Below are 22908 nucleotides of genomic sequence, written 5' to 3' on the forward strand. Positions count from 1 at the left end.
GATGAGAAAATATCTAATCCTATTTATTTTAAGCATGATTGCATGGCATACGAAGGCCCAAGATACGGGGCAAATGAGGTATCTGTATGGAAACGAGGAAATTCCCAAATCTAAATTACCTGTGGATTCCCTCGAAGAATTGGATAAACCGAAATTATATGTCCATAAAGCCGATCAAGAAAAAGAAGATCTCGTGTTCTTGGTGATTCCAGGAGGTGGTTATGCTGGAGTGGCGATCAACCACGAAGGTCATGATGTAGCTAAGAGGCTAAATGACCTAGGCTATTCAGCCTACGTGCTTTTTTATAGGCTTCCTAAAGTTGCCACTATGGAGGATAAACGTTTTGGTCCGCTTCAAGATGCACAGTATGCCATAGCACAGATCAGATCTGAAAATCCCAATAAAAAAGTAGTAGTTATTGGCTTCTCTGCAGGAGGGCATTTGGCAGCAACTTTATCAAATCTATACGATCGCCCGCAAACTGAGTTTTTGGAGCAGGCAAACCTGAAGCCCGATTTCTCCGTTCTGTGTTACCCCGTTATTTCCATGGATTCTACCATTACCCATCAAGGTTCCAAAAACAACCTGATAGGTCCTGAATTCACAGCAGAAGATGTAGAACTGTTCTCTATGGAAAAACAAGTGGACAAAAACAATCAGCCTACTTTCCTAATGAGTGCCAAAGATGATAAGGTAGTACCGATTGAAAATAGTTATAGATATCAGGATTCTTTGGGCATGTATAATATTCCGAACCCAATCTTTACCTACGAAGAAGGTGGTCATGGATTTGGCCTGATCAATAAAACGGATAACAGGGATTGGTTTGCTGCTATGATGGAATGGCTGCTGAACGTAAGTAAATAAACCCAGTTTCTATTGAAACTGATGATATGTAGATACGAGGATATTGATTCTCGTATTTTTTTTGATCTCTACCTTTGGAAACTGTACCATATGTAGGGTCAACTCGTCATTTCCAAGGACCAACTCATTATAGAAACCTCTAAATTTAATATCCTTGATCCAGAACTTTCCGTCCGCATTGAATTCGTAGCTGATGTTTTCCTGAAGGATTGAGATCAAGGAATTGGTTTCAATATCTAGATTTTTGGCTGCAGCAACGGTCAATACATTGCTTTTTGCCAATAATCTAGCTGTATATGGCGTATTCGGGGTAGCATACAATTCTTTTGGATTTCCATAGTCGGCTATTTCACCTGCTTTCATCACCAAGAGATAGTCTGCCATGGCCAACACTTCTGCTGGATCATGTGAAACCAAAATGACGGTCAATCCAGTGTTCTTGACAATGTTCTGTATATCCTGTTGCAGTTCATCCCTGAATGCAGCATCCACTTGGTTAAAGGGTTCATCCATTAATAGGACCTCAGGATCATTGATCAATGCCCTGGAAATAGCAACGCGCTGCTTTTCACCTCCACTGAGATCGGCAACCCTTTTTTGCGCAAGATGATCAATGCGCAATTGTTCCAAAACCTCTTGTGTCCTTCTTGCCTTCAGCTCTAGGTTGGTATTGGAGAGTTGGGAGGCTACATTATCCCATACCTTGGCATAAAGGTTCAAATCATCAAATCCCTGAGAAACCAATTTCATGGCATCATGTCCCGGGATCAATTTGTCTTTTCGGGTTGGCACCAACCAACCTCTATACCTTATTTCGCCGGTATTAGGTTCCAATAGTCCATAGATCAACTTTAGCAAGGTGCTTTTTCCACTTCCTGACTCGCCGATGATGGCTGTGATCTTGCCCTCTTCAATGCCAAAATTCACCTGACTTACCGCAGTAACGATAAGGTTTCCTTCAAAAACAGCAGAAACATTCTCCCCATGAATTAAGGGAAGATTAGGTTTTTGAACATCAGAAAAAATATATTGACAAGAGTTAGATTGTTGAGCCATAAAAAGTGTCGGATCTTTTGAACCCGACACAAAAATACAGTTTACGAATCGTTTTTTCTATTAAAAACCTAGAGTCAATCCAAAAGCGATGTTTTTGACACCCTCTTGGGCTGGGCTTTTTTCAAACAGATTGTTCATATAATACTTGGCAAACAAGCCAAAATCGTCATATCCAATGCGCACAAATGGGCCATATTGAAAAGTCTGCAAGTTATAGGTATCCTTAAATTTCTGCTTTCCGTTGTCGTCGCTCTTCAAGCGTTGTGTTCCCTTCAATAATACGCCTGTCATCGCCCCGAACGCAAGTTTTACTCTTTTTCCATTGCTTAGCTGTCTACTTCTCAGTTCAAATGAAAGTGGAAGGCGCAAATACGTGGAAGTAAAAACATTTTTTGAATAATTTGCATCGCTATCCAAAGGCTCGTAGGTTAATGGTGAAACGTTTTCCAGAAGTAGAACATTCTGTTTAAGACGCCAGTAATTCCATTCAAAACCTGCCGAAAGGTAAACCTTGAAGTTATCGTTGAACCTTACCCCAAATTGTGCAATATCAAACCCAAAGTTGGAAGCTTTTTTATAGCTCAAGAATTGGTTTTGCTCTGACAAGGTGAAACTACCATCATCGGAAAGCCTTGAGAATCCCCAATCAACTCGGGTGAAGGTCAATCCACCATAAGTCCTTGGATATTTTATCTCTTTTTTACTCGAATCCCCTTTCTCTTTGTCTTCTTTTCCTAGGGTAAAAGAGAAATCGTAGCTACTATTATGGGTATTTCCCGTACTGTCTTTCTTCTCTTTTTCATTGTTTTCTTGGGCAGATGCAGAAAAGCTAATCAAGCCTAATGCAAAGATGAGTGTTGAAAAAATTCTAAATTTCATGTTATCTTCTGGTTTTTGCGATGCTGTTAAATAAATCTACACTAATGGTTCCTTCTTCGTCAGAACTGAATCTTACCGCCTTAGAAGAAGGGTTAAGGTTGTCTGACAAGGTATTCAGGATGTTGGTGAAGATGGTCTGTTTTTTCTTAGGTTCCTTTTTTACCTCGGCATACATGACTTCTTCGTGCTCAATGATGTTGACCAAAGGTTGGATCGGAGCCACCTCAACTGTAGCTAATTCGTTTGGTTCTTGCTCCATATCATCAATTTCAACTGCCGTTACAAGCTTTAATTCCTGCGAGGGGACAATCATGTCTTCTCGTTCCGTGTCTTTAGCCTGAATTATTGGTTTAGTTTTAGTTTGTTTCTTTTGAACCTCCTTAATTTTGCTAGGCTGATTCGAGGTTAACAAAACTGGTACTTCCTTACTTTCTTTTTCTACAGGAATTAAATCCTCTGAAATTGATGTCTCCTTATCGTTTATCAGTTTGTCCTCATGTTGCGCTATTTGAGCAAGTTTTTTTTCTGCTGAGTTATCTTGGAAAAGGAACATTTTTAAGGATATTCCTAAGGCTAAAGTCAGACAAGCTGCAATCATCCAGACATAAAGATTGTTTTTCCTTTTGAAAGGAACGGTTTTTTCTTCGTCAAGTTTTGACTCTATTCCTTTCCAGATCGATGCCGGTGGGGTAGTTTCCTGATCTCGAAGACCATCTGAAAACAATTTATCTATTTCTTGATCTTTCATATTCCTAATTCCTCCATTTTTTGAATGCGCTCTTTCAGCCAAAGCCTGGCCCTTGAAAGTTGAGATTTTGAACTGCCTTCACTGATGTCTAGCATTTCTGCAATCTCCTTATGGTTGTAGCCTTCTATGGCATACAGGTTGAATACGGTACGGTATCCCAATGGGAGTTTTTTGATCAATGCCAGCAAATCTTTGTAGTCCAAATGATTTAACGAAAAGGACCCTGCTTTTTCCAATTCCTTTCCGCTGAGTTCATCCGTTGACAGAAAGCGCACCTTATTCTTGCGGTGACTTTCAATGGCTGTATTGACCATAACGCGACGTATCCATCCTTCCAAAGAACCTTTGCCCTCATAGAGCTCACACTTATTGAATACCTTGATGAAACCGTTCTGTAAAATGTCAGCTGCTTCATCTTGATCCTTTGCATACCTTAAACATAAAGCATACATTTTAGCTGAAAAGTAATGATACAGTTCCGATTGAGCTTGCCGCTCCCTGGACTTGCACCGCTCCCATATATGTATAACTTTATTAGGCTCCAATTTGTGATCTGGTTTATTGTAAAGACGCCCTTCAGCCTAAAAGGGTTGCGTCGGAAATAAAATTTATTTCATAATAATAGTTCGACTCTGATCTTCAGTAACTTCTATTTTTACGACGGCAGCATCTTCCGGAATTAGATTCGGGATTTTCTCCGGCCATTCAATAAAACAATAATCCCCAGAATAGAAATATTCTTCATATCCAAGATCAAAAGCCTCTTGTTCGCTTTTCAATCGATAGAAATCGAAATGATAGATTGGCCCGTTCTCCGAATGGTATTCATTCACTATGGAGAATGTAGGGCTAGATGTACTGTCTTCTACCTGTAGGTAGGCACAGATAGCCTTGATAAAGGTTGTTTTCCCAGCTCCCATTGGCGCTTGAAAAACAAACACTCTTTTATCACCTGCGTTTTCAATTAGCCATGCTGCAGCTGCAGGTAGGCTTTCTGTATTCGCAACTCTATATTCCATTTTACTGTTTTGTTATTTAGGACTGTACGTGATGAATGGAATGATCATTTCTTCCAAGGATATCCCTCCATGCTGGAAGGTACCATTGAAATAATGTACAAACTGATTGTAATTGTTCGGATAGACAAAATAGGTGTCTTCTTTGGCAAAAACATAGGTTGAGCTCATGTGGACCCTTGGTAACTGAGCTTCCAATGGATTTTTGATCACAAATACATCCTTGTCGATATAATTCAGGTTTTTACCTTGCTTATATCTTAAGTTAGTGTTGGTATTTCTATCGCCAATGATCTTGCTAGGTTTCTTGACACGGATGGTTCCATGGTCCGTTGTGATGATCACCCGGACATTCTTTTGCGAAAGCCATTTTAGAACATCTAATAATGGGGAGTGTTCAAACCAAGATAAAGTCAATGAACGGTATGCTGCCTCATCATTGGCCAATTCCCTGATCATGGCCATGTCCGTACGGGCATGAGATAGCATATCCACGAAATTGTAGACCAGGACATTCAGGTCGTTCAACATATATTTGTTGATGTTTTCCAGTACGTCCTTGCCTTGATCCATGGTAATGACCTTGGTATAGCTATGTCGGATATCCTTACGATAGACTCTTTTAATCTGATCCGCTAAAAACACATCTTCATAAAGGTTTTTACCGCCCTCATCATCATCGTTCTGCCATTCTTTCGGAAAACGTTTTTCCATTTCCAATGGGGTCAATCCACTAAAGATGGCATTTCTGGCATATTGTGTTGCAGTAGGAAGGATGCTATAATAGCTATCTTCTTCTTCCACCCGATAATAATCGGTCATCACCTCATTGATTACCTTCCATTGATCGTACCTTAAGTTATCGATCAGGAAGAAAAATGTTGGCTTTTCAGCTTCCATTTTAGGGAATACCTTTTTCTTGAAGAGTTGATGGGATAAGATCGGTCCGTTTTCCGGATTTTTTATCCAACTGAGGTATTCTTTTTCAATGAATTTCGAAAAGAGCAGATTTGCCTCCGATTTTTGCATGGTTAAGATTTCATGCATGCCTGCATCTTCCAGTTTTTCTAAGGAGAGTTCCCAATAGAGTAGTTTTTTATAGGCATCTACCCACTGTTGGAAGTTGAGGTTGTCGTTCATGCGCATGCCCAACTCACGGAAATCCTGTTGATAGGCCATGGAAGTGCGTTCAGAAACCAAGCGTTTGTTTTCTGTGAACTTCTTAATGGTCAATAGGATCTGTTTTGGGTTAACGGGTTTGATCAGGTAGTCGTCGATTTTGGCACCTATGGCATCTTCCATCAAGTGTTCTTCTTCGTTTTTGGTGACCAAAACCGTCGGTATGGAGGGATTGATGGCCTTAAGCTTGTCCAACGTTTCAAGACCTGTTAAACCCGGCATGTTTTCATCGAGGAAAACTAAGTCAAACGGTTCGTTTTGAAAAGCCTCAACAGCATCAGAACCATTATTAACGGTCTTTACCTTATAATCTTTCTGTTCCAACAACAAGATGTGCGGTTTCAAGAACTCAATCTCGTCATCAGCCCAAAGTATATGTATTTTCTGCATGTATCAATCCTTAGAAAAGCTAATTTACAGCTTTTAAAGGGATTTGCCGTTGTCTTTTCGTTATTAATCTTAGCGAATCGATCTATCGAGAAGAATTAATGCCAGGTTTTATCCGCAGATGGGAGGCTGTCCAAAAGGCTTTCAATTTTGGATTATATTTTGACCTCATTCGAGACACATTCCGAATTTTCCGAATGTGTCTCGAACGAGGTCAAAGCCAGGTCCGAAGACCATGGTCAGAAATATCTCTGAATCCAATTGGATTTTGGGCCGATCAAGAGGATTCAGCCTCTGATTAAGGAAAAAAAATTAGGTCTTGTGACAAAGCGATCATTTGGATTCATTGTAAAGAAGGAAAGGTGATAATTTCCAGTATTTAGGCTACTGTATCGATTGTTTTGCCTTGATAATCTTTTGATTGGGTAAGGAAAGAGCAGGATGTTGAGGGATTATTTTTTGAAATTTTTACAGGAATGTACTTGAAATATTAGGATCGTTGTAATGGATTCTAGGTATTTACTGACAAATTGCCTCTTTTTGGATTTTTTTTAACATTTATTAAGTACCATGTATGTATCTTTGCCCGTATCTTAGCCATAATATACAGTATAGTACATGTGGGTGAGACTAGATTTTAATCACTATTTAGGCATTTGAACAAGAAGAAAATAATAAATGATCCTGTTTACGGTTTTGTTACGATCCCGTCAGGGTTTATTTATGACCTGATTCAACATCCATACTTACAAAGGCTGCGTTATATCAAGCAGGTGAGCATGACCCATTTGGTTTATCCAGGAGCATTGCACACTCGTTTTCAACATGTTGTCGGCGCCATGCACTTGATGAGCTTGGCCATTGAAACCTTGCGAGGGAAGGATGTGATGATTTCGGAAGAGGAAGAAGAAGCTGCACTTGCCGCCATCCTTCTTCACGATGTAGGGCATGGCCCTTTTTCACATTCGCTAGAACATACCTTGGTTGAAGGCGTGTCGCATGAATTGATTTCAGCGTTGCTGATGGACAAGTTGAATGAAGAATTTTCGGGCCGACTAGATTTAGCCATTACCATTTTCAACGATCAATACCACCGTAAATTCTTGCACCAGTTAGTATCAAGCCAACTTGATACCGATAGAATGGACTACTTAAACAGAGATAGTTTCTTTACAGGTGTTTCTGAAGGGGTGATTTCTTTTGATAGGATCATCAAAATGCTGAACGTAAAAGATGATGAGCTGGTGGTAGAGGCAAAAGGGATCTATTCGGTAGAGAAGTTCCTGATTGCTAGGAGATTGATGTACTGGCAGGTTTATCTGCACAAAACAGTGATCACGGCCGAGCAGATGTTGATCAAGGCGCTTGCAAGGGCAAAGGAATTGAGCAACAAAGGGGTGAAATTGTTTGCAACACCGGCATTGGACCATTTCCTGAACAACAAAATCGACAGGGAAACATTTCTGGCGAATGAGTCGCATTTAGAATGGTTTACTCGTTTAGATGACACGGATATTTTATCAGCGATCAAGATTTGGGCTGATCATGACGACCAGATACTGAGTATGTTGTGTTCAAAGCTTGTTCGACGAGAACTGTTCCGCACGGAATTAAGCAATACGCCATTTTCTGAAGAATATGTTTCGGAATTGAAGGGAAGACTGAAAGAGCGGTTTGACGTGAATGAAGGCGATCTCGATTATTTGTTGTATCAACAGGTTATTGGAAATAATGCTTACGATTCATCGGAGAGCAAAATATGCGTGATGATGAAAGATGGGCAATTATTGGATATAGCTGAAGCTTCAGATCTATCAAATATTGAATCATTATCTAGAAGAGTGGAGAAATATGCCATTACCTATCCTAAGGAGGTAGGACAGGTTTCTTCTGTTCAACAAATGATAGTTAACATATAATTAAAATACAAGTATTACTTAATGCAATTTACCGCGGAACAAATAGCGACCTTATTAAAAGGACAGGTAGAGGGGAATCCTGAAACCTTAGTCGATCAGTTATCCAAAATTGAGGAGGCTGGTCCTAAGAGCTTGACTTTTTTGGCGAATCCGAAGTACGAACACTTTATATACGATACAGATGCAGGGATCATCGTGATCAATGAGGATCTAGCCTTGCAGAAAACAGTGAAGGCCACTCTTATCCGAGTTAAGAATGCATATACTGCTTTTACGGAATTGTTGAAGCTGTACGATGAGATGAGGAATGAAAGAAGTGGAATCGATGAGCAGGTTTTTATCCATGAAAGTTCAAGCATAGGTCAAAATCCATATATAGGAGCTTTCAGCTATATCGGAAAGAATGTAGTGATTGGCAACCAAGTGAAGATCTATCCTCAAGTGTATATTGCTGATGATGTAAAGATTGGAGATCATAGTGTTTTACTGCCTGGGGTAAAGGTTTATAAAGATTGCATCATTGGAAACCGGGTCATCATCCATGCTGGATCAGTCATAGGGAGTGATGGTTTTGGATTTGCACCCAAAGAAGATGGGTCTTATGAGAAGATCCCTCAGATTGGGAATGTCATTATAGAAGATGATGTAGAGATTGGTGCGAATACGGTTATCGATAGAGCAACCTTAGGTTCTACCCGCATATTGAAAGGTGTGAAATTGGACAACTTGATTCAGATTGCCCATAATGTGGAGGTAGGGTCAAATACGGTTATCGCTGCGCAGACAGGGATATCCGGAAGCACAAAGATTGGCGAGAATGTGGTATTAGGGGGCCAGGTAGGTGTGGTTGGTCATATCAGCATTGCCAAGGGCAGTCAGGTTCAGGCCCAATCTGGAATTAACCGATCGATATTGGAAGAGAATAAGAAATGGGGAGGGAGCCCAGCATTTCCATACAGCAATGAGCTGCGTTCGCAGGTGCTTTATTCCAAGCTTCCAGAGCTTGAAAAACGCATTGCGGAGTTAGAAAAGCAATTAAATGAAAAAAATAATAGCTAACTTTACAAGATAATTTTTTTGCAAAATACTAATGTTAGATATGAATGTAAAACAGAGAACCATTAAATCTGACGTCCATTTTTCGGGCGTGGGTCTTCATACTGGTAAACAAGTGAATGTGACTTTGAAACCAGCTGCAGAAAACCACTGGTACAAATTCAAACGAGTAGATTTAGAGGGTCAACCAATTGTAAGTGTAGATGTTGATAATGTGAGCAACACTGCGCGGGGAACTACAATTTCTCAAAACGGCGCTTCTGTAAGTACCATCGAACATTTGATGGCAGCATTGGTAGGCTTGCAATTAGATAACATATTGATTGAGATCGACGCTCCTGAGGTGCCGATCTTGGACGGAAGTTCGGCTATCTTTATCGAGAAGATCCAAGAGGTTGGATTTCAAGATCAGGATGCAGACCGTGATTTCTTTGAAGTAACTGATAATATTCACTATACCGATCCAGAGAACAAGGTAGAGATTGTTGCGATGCCAGTTGATGGCTACCGCATCACCTGTATGATTGACTTTAATTCCCCAGTATTGGGCAGTCAACATGCTTCTATCAGTGACTTGGATGAATTCAGCAAGGAGATTGCTGGATCCCGTACATTTTGTTTCTTACATGAATTAGAGGCATTGGTAAGCCAAAACTTGATCAAGGGTGGCGATTTGTCCAATGCGATCGTTATAGTAGATAAGGAAGTATCGGAAGGTGAATTGGACAAATTGCAGGATCTTTTCCATAAACGTGTTGAGGTGGCACAAGAGGGTATCTTGAACAATATATCCTTGCGATACCAAAATGAGCCAGCTAGACATAAGCTGTTGGACATGATCGGTGATTTGGCTTTAGTAGGGAAACCTATAAAAGGACATATTATGGCAGCGCGTCCTGGACATGCGGCCAACGTAGCATTTGCCAAACGTATAAAAGGGCAGATCAAGCGTGAAAAGAACAAAAAGAATGTAAAAGTTTATGACCCGAATACGCCTCCGGTTTACGATACGGTTCAAATCATGAATATTTTACCACATCGTCAGCCATTCTTGATGATCGACAAGATCCTGGAACTGTCGCAGACCCACGTGGTAGGATTGAAGAACGTAACGATGAACGAGGATCTTTTCATGGGTCATTTTCCAGGCGCACCATTATTTCCAGGGGTATTGCAAATTGAAGCAATGGCCCAAACAGGGGGGATCTTGGTGTTGAATACTGTCCCAGACCCAGAAAACTGGTTGACCTTGTTCCTGAAGATCGAGAATGCGAGATTCAAGAACCAAGTAGTGCCAGGGGATACCGTAATTTTCACTTGTGAGTTATTGGAGCCAATCCGAAGAGGAATTGCGAGGATGAAAGGAGTTGGTATGGTAGGTGACAAGGTGGTAAGTGAAGCAGAATTAATGGCCCAGATAGTAAAGGTCAAAGGATAATTAAATAAGAATGATTCAACCATTATCATATATACATCCTGAGGCAAAGATTGCACAGAATGTGGTTATTGAGCCGTTCTCTACCATCCATAAGGATGTGGAGATAGGCGAGGGAACTTGGATAGGCTCGAATGTAACCATTATGAATGGTGCACGAATTGGGAAAAATTGCAGGATTTTTCCTGGAGCTGTTATCTCTGGGGAACCTCAGGATTTAAAGTTTGAAGGTGAGATCACGACGGCTGAGATTGGCGACAATACGACCATCCGTGAGTGTGTGACCATCAATAGAGGAACAAAGGACAGATACCGTACCGTAATCGGAAAGAACTGTTTGATTCAAGCATACAGCCATATCGCCCATGATTGTTTTGTAGGAGATAACTGTATCTTTTCAAATTCAAGTACCTTGGCTGGACACATTACCGTAGGCGATTATGTCGTTTTGGCGGGTATGGTTGCCGTACATCAGTTCTGTAAGATCGGGTCACATGCCTTTGTTACGGGTGGTACCTTGGTCAGAAAGGATGTCCCACCTTATATAAAAGCTGCAAGGGAGCCTATTTCCTATGCTGGTATCAATTCTGTGGGATTGAGAAGAAGAGGCTATACCAACGAACAGATCAATGAGATCCAAGGGATCTATAGGGTACTTTTTGTGCAGCACAGTAATTTAGGTAAGGCATTGGATATTGTCGAGGCAGAATTTAAGGCTACTGAAATACGGGATGAGATCCTTGGTTTTGTAAGAGCATCTAACCGAGGAGTTGTCAAAGGATTTGGTCAAGGCCGATCTGGAATATAAATTTAAACAATACGACTATTTGAATATAATTTTACAAGATATTGGTAGGAGGTATAATAGGGAATGGATTTTCAGACATCTCGATTATACCTTTTCTTTTGGAAAGAGCTATGCTATCCTAGGTCCGAATGGATCGGGGAAATCTACCCTCATCAAAGTGATCACCGGCGCACTAACGGCAAGCGAAGGAACACTAAAGTTTGAAGAAGGAGGTCAGGAACAGCAAATAGAGCAGATTTTTCAAAAGATAAGCCTTGCTGCGCCCTATGTTGAGTTGATCGAGGAATTTTCGTTGAATGAGATGTTGGAATTTCATTTCAAGTTCAAGGATTACCTTCCGGGTTATGATATGGCTCGTATCAAAGATACCTTAGGCTTTGCGAAAAATACCTTTGAAAAAGACATCCGACATTTTTCATCGGGAATGAAACAGAGGGTTAAATTGATTTTGGCTTGTTGTTCTCAAAGTAAATTGCTATTCTTGGATGAACCTACAAGCAATCTAGATAAAGAGGGAGAACAATGGTACCTGAACTTGATCGAAAAGACCAAGACCGATCGTATCCTTGTAATCGGATCCAATCAAGAGCATGAATATAACTTCTGTGATGAGCAATTGCAGATCATGAGCTATAAGTAAGGAAGGACTGGTCTTTCATTGGAAACATGGAAGAGATTTTATATTTTTGCGAAAGAAATTATTAAAAATATGGCAAAAGCTTCAGACGTTAAGAGTGGAAATATACTTCGTTTCAATGGGGAATTAGTATCGGTAGAGGAATACACTCACCGTACCCCAGGAAACTTGCGTGCATTCTATCAAGCAAGAATGCGTAATGTTAAGACTGGAAAATTAGTAGAATACAGATTTAGAACAGATGAAGAGGTGGAAATTGCTCGAGTAGAGACCAATGACTACCAATATTTATATGAGGACGGGGAATTTTTCGTGGTGATGGATAACGAGACTTACGAGCAATTCAATATTCCAAAAGTTCTTTTTGGTGATTCAGCCCGTTTCTTAAAAGAAGGAATGAACGTTATCGTGGCATTTGAGAGTGAAGAGGCTATTATGGCCCAAACTCCTGCAAGTGTGGAATTGGAAATTACGTATACAGAGCCTGCAGTGAAAGGTGATACCTCGACGAACGCATTGAAAAATGCTACTGTAGAGACTGGCGTAGAGATCCGTGTTCCTCTGTTCATTAATCAAGGAGATAGAGTAAAAGTGGATACACGTACCGGTGATTACATGGAACGTGTAAAATAAGATCTTAGGTTTAGGTTGATTATTCGGTCTTGTTAGCTCCCATGCTTCAAGGCCGTTTTTTTTATCCAAGCATGAAAAAAGCAGATTTAAGGGCAACATATAAACAAAAGCGGAATGAACTGACCGCGGCCGAAGTGGCTGAGCTGGATCAGTTGATCTTCCAGGAATTGACCTCTTACGATTGGTCCAAGATAACCTACTTGCATTGTTACCTGGCCATCGCTAAATTCAAGGAATATGATACGATCAAGTTTATCCATTGGATTTGGGAGCATTATCCCCATACCCAAATCGTAATTTCAAAATCTGATTTTGAAACCCATCAATTAAAACATTTCATCTTTAATTCGGACACCCAGCTCATCCATAATGCTTGGGGGATTCCAGAGCCAGAAGGGGCAATAGAAATTGAAACCGGAAAAATTGAAGCTGTTTTGGCCCCCCTGTTGGTCGTGGATCATTTTGGGAATCGGATAGGCTATGGTAAAGGCTTTTATGATCGTTTTTTTGCCAGCTGTAATGCTTCGGTCCTAAGGACAGGGATTTCCTACTTTCCTCCAGTGGATTTAATCGAAGATATTGGGGAATGGGATGTTCCTATAGAGTTGGTTTTTACTCCCGGAAAAACTTATTGTTTTTAAGAAGCTTTTATTTTCTCTAATAGAAAAAATAGCAACATAAATACAATTTTATAATACGCAACAGCGTTAAAAATAATAATAGATAGCAAAAATTAATTTGAGCCTAGGCTTGAATGGAAAATATGGAGATGGAACTCCTAGGCATTTTCAGTCTGTTGTTTCCTGAAAATAAAAGAAAGTTTGTCTAAAAAGCTAAATAAACAATTTTCGTTATTTACTCCCTGTAATGCTATTGTCGGCATTCGGTTTTGGCAAACCCAAAACATTAGTTTATCCATGCTTTTTAGACAAAAACTTTCTTTACTTGTATAAAATCCTAAATTTCATGGTGTTATCGACCTGCTTCAATTGCCTAAGCATTTGTTTATCGTAAGCAGCATCGATATCTGTAACCGCATAACCTATTTCACCTCTAGTCATCAAGAATTGAGAAAAGATATTGATATTATTTTCCGCGTAGATCTTGTTGATCTGCGCCATGATACCAGGGACGTTCTTATGGATGTGCAGTAGACGGTGCGCCCTTGTTAAGCCCGGTAGGGTTAGGTTAGGGAAATTCCTGCTTTGATCTGTATCACCATTGTTGATGAAGTCAGCCATACGGCGAGGGATAAATTCCGCATTTCGTTTTTTGTTCTTTTTGTCATCAAAAACCACAATTCCTTTTTCCGTACAGATAGCTTTTGAGATATGTCCCTTCACATCGCCTAGATAGCCGATGGTCTTTAATTTATCTGCTCTTGATAGTACATCATCTGCTATGGTTTCTCCGTTACCCAATAATAACATGCCAACGTCCTTCACATATTTCTCTTCCAATGTCTCCTTGACACGGATGGAGAATCCATCTCTTTTCAAGATATGCGCAGCAATTTCAGGAACATCCCCTACAATAAGACATAAGATTCTGTTCTTTGGGTAGGAGATAGCTCTAGGGAGGTCATTCACATATAGGAATTCGTCAAAACTTGGTGCGATATGATCCGCTTTATCAGTTACCGATTGCCTGGAAATGTTCTCGGTAAAGGCATAGAACTTTTCGATCAAGCCTGATTCTTTTAATTGGAAGTCTGAATACCCATCACCGATTCCAAAGATCCGACCTTCGATATTGAGCTGTTTTAAGAGCTTTACCTTTCCTCCTTCATCCGATAGGGGGTTGGCTTCATCATAACCGATGATATTCCCATCAGCGTCAAATTTGAAGGTATTGGCGTAGATGTTTTCTTTTTTGATATGGTACGGACTGACTACAGGGGTGATAAATTCCTTGAATCCACCGGAAACGATCCAAGCGGTGTCTGAATTCTCCCTAAAGAAGTCTTTGTTTCTACTGAAAGATTTGGAAACTTTCTTTTTTAGATGAGCGATCAGTTTGTCCAAATGTTGGCGATTAGCCTGCAATAAACTTACACGTCCAGCCAAGCTTTCACGGAAAGAAATCTTGCCTTCCATAGCCAAATTGGTGAAGCGCTCGATTTCGTTGTAAATTTTCTCTTGGTCAGGATGGTTTTCTAAGGATATCCTTGCTAATTCGTCTAGGGCTTCGACTTGGGTGAAAGTGCTATCGAAGTCTATGATGTAATAGTTTTTCACTGTATGTTTTGTTTAGATTGTTGCTATAAATAATAGGCTTCACATACTTCTCTTAGGGTTTGATCCAGAGGTTTAAATGTATAGCCCAACGTTTCCTTTATTTTGGAATTGTCGTATTGTAATTTACTGTTTGCTGCGCGAGCAGACTCTTTGGTCAGGGCAGGTTTCTTCCCACTGATCGCAGCACCTAATTTTGCTAAACGCCATGCTACGGAAAGCATCAGCGAGGTTGCCTTGATGTGTGGTGCGGGCTTGTTCATCAATTCACTGATCTTGGTCAGCAAGTCTTGGTTACTGATATTTTCAGCATTGAGGATAAACCTTTGGCCGGAAATATCGGAATTCATCAGTAGGATCATGATCTTTGCCACATCGGAAACATCGACGATTCCGACAGAACCCAAAGGATAGATCTTGTTACCTTTATTTACCATGTTGAAAATGGCACGGGAGCCTTTTTCGCCCCAGCCAATACCCATGATAACGGAAGGATTGACAATTACGGCGTCCAGACCTTCGGCGACCCCTCTCCAGACTTCCATCTCGCTTTCGTACTTCGCCAAAGAATATTTAGAGATCTTAGGGTTAAATTCCCATTTGTCATTTTCGGTTACCGGAAGTCCTTTTTTGCTGAATCCCAAAGCGGCAATCGAACTGACGTGGAGCAATCTTTTTTGGTGTTCCAGGCAGAGATTGACAATGTGTTTGGTACCCTCAACGTTTGTGTCAATGATCTCAGCGGCATCTTCCTTTTGGTAAGAAACCTTGGCTGCACAGTGGTAAACTTGATCGACTTTAGGGATAATGTCTTCGAGGGCGAAATAATCTGTTATTTCAGCATCCACCCATTGGATGAGTGATGAGGACTTTAAGGGGTCAGGAATAATGGAGGTCGATCTTTTCAAAGCAATCACACTATGCCCCTCATCAATGAGGTACTGCAATAACGTAGACCCTAAAAAACCTGTTCCGCCTGTTACTAATATCACTTCCTAACTTATTGTTGAAAAATTATGTAGTTCAAAAGTAAGTTAATAAATGCATATTTGCTAAATACAATAGGATAAACTCAATAAAATTTGAGGAATTAGACAATCAATATGACTTTAGCTGATTTTTTATCACCCATCTCCCTAAAAGAATTAGGTCTTCCAACAGAATATTACAACTCACAATTCGGTCATTCCATCGAAAAATATACGGATGTATTTCCGCAATGGGATGAGGAAACGGGCTATCCGCAGATTGCTATTTTTGGTGTAGAAGAGGGACGGTCAGCAGTCAACAACAACGGTACGCAAAAAGCACCGGACATGGTCCGCAAGCATCTTTACGATCTCTATCAAGGGGATTACACCGTGAAGATCGCCGACCTGGGGAATATTAGAGCAGGAGCAACGGTAAAGGACACCTACGTGGCCGTAAAATTGGTAATGGAAGAATTGATGAAAAAAGATATCCTTCCTATACTGATTGGCGGCGGACAGGATCTGACCTATGCGCAGTATACTTCGTATGAGAATCTGGAGCAACGTGTAGATGTTGCGGTCATCGATTCTAGGTTTGATCTGGATCAGGAGAATGCCGAGGATATGCCTTTGAATTCACAGACCTATCTTAACCATTTGATCTTACATCAGCCAGATTATTTGTTCAATCTTAGCAATATTGGTTTTCAGACCTATCTAGTGAGCAAAGAGTCGATCAATATGTATGATAAATTGTTTTTCAATGCGATGCGGTTGGGAAGCTTTTCGGGCAAGCTGGACCAAGCAGAGCCTATTATCCGTTCGGCGGATATGGTCAGTTTTGACATTGGTGCCATTCGTGCTTCAGAAGCTTGCGGAAATGCAAATGCAGGTCCTAATGGATTATATGGTGATGAGGCCTGTCAACTGTCAAGATATGCTGGCATGTCCGATAAATGCAGTTCTTTTGGAATCTATGAATACAACCCGACCTTTGATCCCATGGGCCAGACCGGCATGCTGATCGCCCAGATGATCTGGTGTTTCATCGATGGGTTCTATAGCCGTAAAAAGGATGCTCCGATGTATCCTAAATCTAATTATATTATCTACAGAACCACTTTGGAAGCAGAGGATTATGAGTTGGTTTTTGTGAAGAGCAAAAAGTCTGACCGTTGGTGGATGCAAGTTCCATACTTTGGCTCCAAATCTGTCAATGAACGTTTTTACCTAGTGCCATGCCGTTATGAAGATTATCAAATGGCAGTTGCTGGTGAAATGCCGGATCTATGGTGGAAAACCCATCAGAAACTACAGTAATCATATAGTTTATCAATCTGAATAGCGTGGAAGTCGTCTATCTTGTTTCCCTTATCGTCCTTGTTGCTATCTGTGCCTTTCTTATTTGGCGCAACGCAAGGGCTGTGTCTGGGGAAGAGCATAATAGGCTGCAGGATGCTACCAAAGACCTCCAATTGGAATTTGCCAAAATTCAGGAGCGTGAAAAGATCTTGATTGCCGATCGAGACCGCCTGTCCAGTGAACTGCGGGAAGAATGCTTGGCGAGACAAACTATAGAGCGGAGTTTGGAAGGGACGAATGCTTACCTACAGGCCCAACAGGAGAAATTTGCTGAGCAAAGGCAGGAAATGGAAAACATGAAAGCCCAGTTCAACAATGAGTTTCAGGTCATGGCCAATAAGATTTTGGAAGAAAAATCTTTCAAGTTTACGCAGTTGAACCAGCAGAATATTTCGCAGGTATTGGATCCCTTAAAAGAGAAGATCAAAACCTTTGAGGAGAAGGTGGAGAAGTCCTATCAGCAGGAATCGGCTGAGCGTAATGTTCTGAAGGGCGTAGTGGAACAATTGATGCAACAGAGCGTACAGATCAAGGATGAGGCAAATAACTTGGCCAGGGCGCTGAAAGGGGACAATAAGAAGCAAGGGAATTGGGGCGAGGTTATTTTAGAGCGAGTATTGGAACGTTCGGGTCTGATCAAGGACCAAGAATATAAACTTCAGGCTTCTGTTCAGGAGGCTGATGGCAGAAGGTTTCAACCTGATGCCGTGATCTATTTACCTGATGAGAAGCATTTGATTGTCGATGCCAAATTATCATTGGTAGCCTATGAACGAGCTGTAAATGCAGATACCGAGGAGGATCGGTTAATATTTGTTAAACAGCATGTACAATCCATCGAGAACCATGTTAGGGAACTATCGGCCAAGGATTACCATTCGCTATATGGCATACAATCGCCAGATTTTGTTTTGCTGTTCATCCCAATTGAGTCTTCCTTAAGCCTAGCGGTAAACTTTAAACCAGAACTCTTCAGTGAGGCATGGGATAGACGCGTGGTGATCGTGAGCCCTTCGACTCTATTGGCCACGTTGAGGACAATCGCCAGTGTTTGGAAACAGGAAAGGCAGAACAGGAATGTCCTGGAGATCGCTAAGGAAGCGGGTTTGTTGTATGATAAGTTTGTAGGTTTCCTGAATGATATGGAACAGCTTCAGGGGATGATCCAAAAAGCCGCTGACAAGCATGATGAGGCCATGAAGAAGCTCAGTTCAGGCTCTGGAAATGTGATTCGGAAAATAGAACAGTTAAAGACACTTGGCGCTAAGGCCAATAAACAAATAGGGGATAAATACCTCGAAGATTAACGTCACTGGAATCCTGTTGACGTATTCAGCTAAGAAATTTTCATCAAAAAGACTTAATTCAGGCAAATATGGTATTTTATTAATATTTGTTTGATTTGCAGTTGTAATGCCTTAATTTTAAGGAAAGTTCGACCACAAAACAGATTGTCTAATGGAAGATATGATCCTCTACAACCGCCTGCAATTCGCATTTACCATTACCTTTCACTACCTCTTTCCGCAATTGACCATGGGTCTTTCACTCATGATCGTTTATTTCAAATGGAGATTTTTGAGGACCAATAACATCATCTATAATGATGCTTCCAAGTTTTGGATGAAGATCTTTGCACTGAATTTTGCGATGGGGGTGGTTACTGGGATTCCGATGGAGTTTCAGTTCGGGACAAATTGGGCGAAGTTTTCGGAGTTGACTGGTGGGATAATTGGCCAGACCTTGGCAATGGAAGGGATGTTCTCCTTTTTCTTGGAGTCCTCCTTTCTTGGGATGTTTATTTTTGGGGAGAAACTCTTGGGACATAAACTCCATTTCGTGGCAGGTTTGATGGTTTTTATCGGTTCGTGGGCATCAGGTTACTTGATATTGGCGACCCATTCCTGGATGCAGCATCCGGTCGGCTATGAGATTTTGGAAAACGGAAAGTTTGTGCTCAACAACTTTTCTGCGCTATTTACCAATCCTTGGCTGTTACCTTCTTACCTGCACAATCAAGCTGGTTCATTGGTGACATCCGCATTCTTTGTGTCGGCAGTAGGAGCGTTTTACCTGCTGAGCAATCTACATGCGGATTATGGAAAGGTCTTTTTAAAGACAGGCGTTGTTTTTGGTTTGATAGCCTCGATTGCAGTGGCTTTTCCAACCGGTGATATGTTGGCCAAGAATGTGGTAAAGCATCAGCCAGCTACCTTTGCTGCCATGGAAGGTATCTTTGAGACCGAAACTGGCGGTTCTGAGATAATATTGATCGGGCAACCGGATATGGAGAACAAAAAACTTGATAATAAGATCGCCGTGCCTAAGGTTTTGAGTTTCCTGACCCATCAACGTTGGGATGCCACCATTCAAGGGCTCAATGAATTTGATGAAGATATCCATCCGACAAACGTTCCTGGACTATATTACAGTTATCATATCATGGCTGGTCTAGGGACCATCTTTATTGGAATCATGATGATTGCTGCATTCCTGCTGTGGCGGAAAAAGCTATTTCAAACGAAATGGGTATTATGGATATTGATGTTCATGATTCCATTTCCTTATATCGCCAATACGGCAGGGTGGTACACTGCGGAATTGGGCAGACAGCCTTGGTTGGTCTTCAACCTGATGCGGATGGTCGATGGAGTTTCTCCTACGGTTTCTTCAGGGAACACCCTGTTTACCTTATTGGGGTTTGTAGGGCTGTATATTTTATTGGGTCTGTTGTTCTTGATGTTGGTATTGAAGATCATCAGAAAAGGTCCTGAAACTAATTTAGCACTAAAATCATAGCTTATGGAAATGTTTTGGTTTATCATTTTGGTCTTTATGTTGGGCATGTACGTGGTGCTGGATGGATATGATTTTGGAGCTGGTATTGTTCATTTATTATTTGCAAAAACCGATGAGGAGCGGGCAGCCATCCGCAATGCAATCGGTCCTTTTTGGGATGCCAATGAGGTTTGGTTGATTGCATCGGGAGGTGTTCTGTTTTTCGCATTTCCTACTTTATATGCTTCGGCATTCAGTGGGTTCTATTTGCCATTGATGCTGGTATTATGGTTTTTGATCTTTAGGGCCGTTGGTTTGGAGCTTCGTGGGCAGATCCACAATAAATTGTGGGAAAGGTTTTGGGAGAAGGCATTTGGCATGGCGAGTCTGTTCCTGGCCCTGTTCTTTGGGGCTGCATTGGGAAACGTGGTGCGTGGAGTGAACCTAGGCATGGTGGAGAATGGCGTGTCCACACAAGAACCCCATTATTTCTTCCTGCAATTATGGAATCCCACATTAGACCCTATGTCTGATGTTCACGGAATCATTGACTGGTTTACGATTTTATTGGGCATTGTTTCTGTATTTACGCTTACCATTCACGGCGCCAACTGGATTATTCTCAAAACCTCTACTGGCTTGAACCAAAGGTTGAAAGGCATCATTTTCAAATTGAATATTGCCCTTGTTTTTTTAGTGGTCCTAACAGCAGGGTTATGGCAATATGTAAAACCATTTCCACTCAATAACCTAATCGGACATGCCTGGTTATGGATTTTTCCTGTAATCGCTGGAATAGGTTTGATTGGTCAGTTCTGGATCAAGAAATTTAAGAAAGATGGTATGGGATTTCTTTTCTCTACCTTATTTATCCTAGGGAGCTTTGCAACGACCGTTGCTTCACTCTTCCCAAATGTACTGCCATCAACCAATTCTGTCAATCCATCCCTAACGGTCTACAATGTCGCCGGCCATGAATATGGCCTATCCGTGGGGCTATATTGGTTCGTGATAGCCTTCCTGCTGGTAGTTATCTACTTTATCATCCAATTTAGGGTATTTAAAGGCAAGCTGGATGATGTGGGGTATCATTAGGCTTTTAAAGTATTTAGTAGTTAGTATTTAGTATTTAGACATTGTAGGGCGTCCTATTGTCTAAATACTAAATACTTTATACTAAATACTCTCTAGTATCCCCTCGCTTGGTCATCGCCTCTATGGTCGGCTCCGGTTTGGAGTTTTCCGTTTTTGAGGATAACGATGTTTTCTACGCGGCCGATAGCACCTCTTTTATTGATTTTGTAACCGTCCTCTTCAAGGCTTTGGCGTGTTTTGTCGTTGATTGCTTTTTCTTCAACGTCGATTACGTCGGGTTGCCATTGGTGGTGGAAACGGGCTGCTGACACGGATTCTTGTGCAGTCATGTCGAATTCCAATACGTTTAAGATGGTTTGGAATACCGATGTGATGATCGTGGATCCACCTGGCGTACCAACAACCATTTTCAGTTTTCCATCTTCTTCGATGATGGTTGGTGTCATGGCGCTAAGCATTCTTTTTCCGGGTTCGATGGAATTTGCTTTACCACCTAGAAGGCCGTACATGTTTGGTGAACCTGGCTTTACGGAGAAGTCATCCATTTCGTTGTTCAATAGGAATCCTGCACCATCTACCCAAACACATGATCCGTAAGAACCGTTGATGGTTGTGGTCAAGGAAACGGCATTGCCATTCTTGTCAACGATGCTGTAGTGGGTAGTCTCTTCAGATTCGTAACCTGGGAACTTGGCAGCTTTTACCTGATCGCTAGGGGTAGCTTTATCCAAGTTTACCTTAGCCATACGGTCCTGGTTGAATTTGGCGTCGGTCAAGTTTGCGATCGGTACGCGGTAAAAGTCAGGGTCACCCAAGTGGGTAGCTCTGTCTGCATACACACGGCGTTCAGCCTCGACCATTGCACGTACGGTACTGTCATGCTGGAATCCCCATTTTGCAAGCGGGTATTTCTCAACGGACTGCAATAGTGCCATTAATGCCACACCACCGCTAGAAGGAGGAGGCATAGAAATCACTTTATAGTTTTTGTACTTGCCTACAATAGGGTCTCTCCAGCTTGCCTGATAATCTTCAAGGTCCTTTAAGCTGATGATGCCATTGCCACGTTTCATTTCTGCAACGATGTATTCGGCAGTTTGTCCCTTATAGAAGCCATCACGTCCTTGTTCTGCAATTCGCTTCAAGGTTTCAGCCAATTCAGTTTGTACGAATAGGTCGCCTTCTTTCCATTCCGTGTCGCGGATGATTGCAGCGCCATCAGGATTGAATTTTTGGAAGCGGGCTTTGTAGCGGTTGAATTCGCCAGCCTGTTGTTTGGTGATCGGGAAGCCTTTTGTAGCTAGGTCGATGGCCGGTTGAACTAAGTCTTTCCAAGCGATAGTGCCATATTTTTTGTAGGCAGCATCCATCCCGGCAACAGATCCCGGTACACCAGATGCCAATTGTCCGTAAAGACTTAGGTCGGTAATAGGGTTTCCATCTTTGTCCAAGTACATGTCTCTGGAAGCTTTCTGAGGTGCTTTTTCGCGGAAGTCAAGGGATGATACCGAACCATCTCTTCCACGAAATACCATAAATCCACCTCCCCCAAGGTTTCCAGCGTTAGGGTAGACTACTGCTAGAGCAAATTTTACAGCAATTGCTGCATCAACAGCATTTCCGCCCTTTTTTAAGATCTCTACTCCCACCTCTGAAGCAATCGGGTGAGCCGTCACAACTGCCCCATTTTCATACTCGGTTTGGTGTGAAGCAGTCTGTTGATTAACTGAGCAAGAGCCCAGAAAAAAGACGATTAAGAATAAATAAATCAAATTAGGTTTTTTCATGTCGCTAAGATAATAAATTGGTATTATTAGATGAATTATATTAACTTCAATCAAATTTTT

At 41.4% G+C, this 22908-nt stretch carries 21 protein-coding genes; 12 read left to right on the forward strand and 9 right to left on the reverse strand.

Translation table 11 applies throughout. The features are described 5' to 3' along the window. Window position 1: 1 nt before the first annotated feature. Entirely contained in the window at window positions 2-868 is an 867-nt protein-coding gene (locus ACWIB3_RS13490; RefSeq protein ID WP_454291874.1) for an alpha/beta hydrolase, read from the forward strand. Between the two features lie 9 nt (window positions 869-877). Here the strand turns inward: ACWIB3_RS13490 and ACWIB3_RS13495 are convergent, their stop codons facing one another. The 6 genes from ACWIB3_RS13495 to porX form a co-directional block, all read right to left on the reverse strand. Next, window positions 878-1924 (reverse strand): ABC transporter ATP-binding protein, encoded by a 1047-nt coding sequence (locus ACWIB3_RS13495; protein ID WP_185213890.1) that lies wholly within the window; start codon window positions 1922-1924, stop codon window positions 878-880. Window positions 1925-1984: 60 nt separating this feature from the next. Next, complete coding sequence (locus ACWIB3_RS13500) at window positions 1985-2803, reverse strand: outer membrane beta-barrel protein (protein ID WP_454291875.1); 819 nt, start codon at window positions 2801-2803, stop codon at window positions 1985-1987. 1 nt (window position 2804) lies between these two features. Continuing rightward, window positions 2805-3551 carry a hypothetical protein gene (locus ACWIB3_RS13505; RefSeq protein ID WP_454291876.1) on the reverse strand — a complete coding sequence of 249 codons (747 nt, stop codon included), beginning with the start codon at window positions 3549-3551 and terminating at the stop codon, window positions 2805-2807. Continuing rightward, the gene (locus tag ACWIB3_RS13510; protein WP_185217365.1) at window positions 3548-4096 is read right to left on the reverse strand and encodes an RNA polymerase sigma factor; all 549 of its coding nucleotides are present in this window, start codon (window positions 4094-4096) and stop codon (window positions 3548-3550) included. Before ACWIB3_RS13510 ends, ACWIB3_RS13505 begins: the two co-directional genes overlap by 4 nt. 63 nt (window positions 4097-4159) lie before the next feature. Next, window positions 4160-4570: a tRNA (adenosine(37)-N6)-threonylcarbamoyltransferase complex ATPase subunit type 1 TsaE gene (gene tsaE, locus ACWIB3_RS13515; RefSeq protein WP_185213894.1), complete on the reverse strand. Its 411-nt coding sequence runs from the start codon at window positions 4568-4570 to the stop codon at window positions 4160-4162. Between the two features lie 12 nt (window positions 4571-4582). After that, window positions 4583-6136, reverse strand: coding sequence for a T9SS response regulator signal transducer PorX (gene porX, locus ACWIB3_RS13520; protein ID WP_185213895.1), 1554 nt, complete (start codon window positions 6134-6136; stop codon window positions 4583-4585). A 653-nt stretch (window positions 6137-6789) separates the two neighbouring features. On the opposite strand from porX, the gene ACWIB3_RS13525 reads away from it, so the two are divergent. The 7 genes from ACWIB3_RS13525 to ACWIB3_RS13555 all read left to right on the forward strand — a co-directional run bounded on the left by ACWIB3_RS13525 (window position 6790) and on the right by ACWIB3_RS13555 (window position 13262). Then, a complete protein-coding gene (locus ACWIB3_RS13525) occupies window positions 6790-8052 on the forward strand; it encodes an HD domain-containing protein (protein ID WP_454291877.1) in 1263 nt (420 codons plus the stop codon). A gap of 21 nt (window positions 8053-8073) precedes the next feature. Next, window positions 8074-9111: a UDP-3-O-(3-hydroxymyristoyl)glucosamine N-acyltransferase gene (gene lpxD / locus ACWIB3_RS13530; RefSeq protein ID WP_185213897.1), complete on the forward strand. Its 1038-nt coding sequence runs from the start codon at window positions 8074-8076 to the stop codon at window positions 9109-9111. Between the two features lie 40 nt (window positions 9112-9151). Next, window positions 9152-10546, forward strand: a complete 1395-nt coding sequence (locus tag ACWIB3_RS13535) for a bifunctional UDP-3-O-[3-hydroxymyristoyl] N-acetylglucosamine deacetylase/3-hydroxyacyl-ACP dehydratase (protein ID WP_185213898.1) — start codon at window positions 9152-9154, stop codon at window positions 10544-10546. A 10-nt stretch (window positions 10547-10556) separates the two neighbouring features. After that, window positions 10557-11351: an acyl-ACP--UDP-N-acetylglucosamine O-acyltransferase gene (gene lpxA / locus ACWIB3_RS13540; protein ID WP_185213899.1), complete on the forward strand. Its 795-nt coding sequence runs from the start codon at window positions 10557-10559 to the stop codon at window positions 11349-11351. A 19-nt stretch (window positions 11352-11370) separates the two neighbouring features. Next, window positions 11371-11991, forward strand: a complete 621-nt coding sequence (locus tag ACWIB3_RS13545; protein WP_185213900.1) for an ABC transporter ATP-binding protein — start codon at window positions 11371-11373, stop codon at window positions 11989-11991. A gap of 69 nt (window positions 11992-12060) precedes the next feature. Beyond that, complete coding sequence (gene efp, locus ACWIB3_RS13550; protein ID WP_454291878.1) at window positions 12061-12621, forward strand: elongation factor P; 561 nt, start codon at window positions 12061-12063, stop codon at window positions 12619-12621. 71 nt (window positions 12622-12692) lie between these two features. Beyond that, a complete protein-coding gene (locus ACWIB3_RS13555; RefSeq protein WP_454291879.1) occupies window positions 12693-13262 on the forward strand; it encodes a 5-formyltetrahydrofolate cyclo-ligase in 570 nt (189 codons plus the stop codon). A gap of 300 nt (window positions 13263-13562) precedes the next feature. On the opposite strand, the gene ACWIB3_RS13560 is transcribed toward ACWIB3_RS13555, so the two are convergent. Both ACWIB3_RS13560 and ACWIB3_RS13565 read right to left on the reverse strand, forming a co-directional pair. Beyond that, window positions 13563-14858 (reverse strand): HAD-IB family phosphatase, encoded by a 1296-nt coding sequence (locus tag ACWIB3_RS13560; RefSeq protein WP_454291880.1) that lies wholly within the window; start codon window positions 14856-14858, stop codon window positions 13563-13565. A gap of 23 nt (window positions 14859-14881) precedes the next feature. Further along, window positions 14882-15847, reverse strand: a complete 966-nt coding sequence (locus tag ACWIB3_RS13565; RefSeq protein WP_185217361.1) for an NAD-dependent epimerase/dehydratase family protein — start codon at window positions 15845-15847, stop codon at window positions 14882-14884. A 111-nt stretch (window positions 15848-15958) separates the two neighbouring features. On the opposite strand from ACWIB3_RS13565, the gene ACWIB3_RS13570 reads away from it, so the two are divergent. The 4 genes from ACWIB3_RS13570 (at window position 15959) to cydB (ending at window position 21061) form a co-directional block, all read left to right on the forward strand. Further along, the gene (locus ACWIB3_RS13570) at window positions 15959-17146 is read left to right on the forward strand and encodes a formimidoylglutamase (RefSeq protein WP_254529004.1); all 1188 of its coding nucleotides are present in this window, start codon (window positions 15959-15961) and stop codon (window positions 17144-17146) included. Window positions 17147-17172: 26 nt separating this feature from the next. Beyond that, the gene (locus ACWIB3_RS13575; RefSeq protein WP_454291881.1) at window positions 17173-18495 is read left to right on the forward strand and encodes a DNA recombination protein RmuC; all 1323 of its coding nucleotides are present in this window, start codon (window positions 17173-17175) and stop codon (window positions 18493-18495) included. A 151-nt stretch (window positions 18496-18646) separates the two neighbouring features. Next, window positions 18647-19987 carry a cytochrome ubiquinol oxidase subunit I gene (locus tag ACWIB3_RS13580; protein WP_185217358.1) on the forward strand — a complete coding sequence of 447 codons (1341 nt, stop codon included), beginning with the start codon at window positions 18647-18649 and terminating at the stop codon, window positions 19985-19987. A gap of 3 nt (window positions 19988-19990) precedes the next feature. Then, on the forward strand, window positions 19991-21061 hold the full coding sequence (gene cydB, locus ACWIB3_RS13585) for a cytochrome d ubiquinol oxidase subunit II (protein WP_454291882.1): 1071 nt from the start codon (window positions 19991-19993) through the stop codon (window positions 21059-21061). A gap of 92 nt (window positions 21062-21153) precedes the next feature. Here cydB and ggt read toward each other — a convergent pair whose 3' ends face one another. Continuing rightward, complete coding sequence (ggt, locus tag ACWIB3_RS13590) at window positions 21154-22848, reverse strand: gamma-glutamyltransferase (protein ID WP_454291883.1); 1695 nt, start codon at window positions 22846-22848, stop codon at window positions 21154-21156. Window positions 22849-22908 lie beyond the last annotated feature (60 nt).

The sequence above is a fragment of the Sphingobacterium sp. NPDC055431 genome (assembly GCF_053644255.1).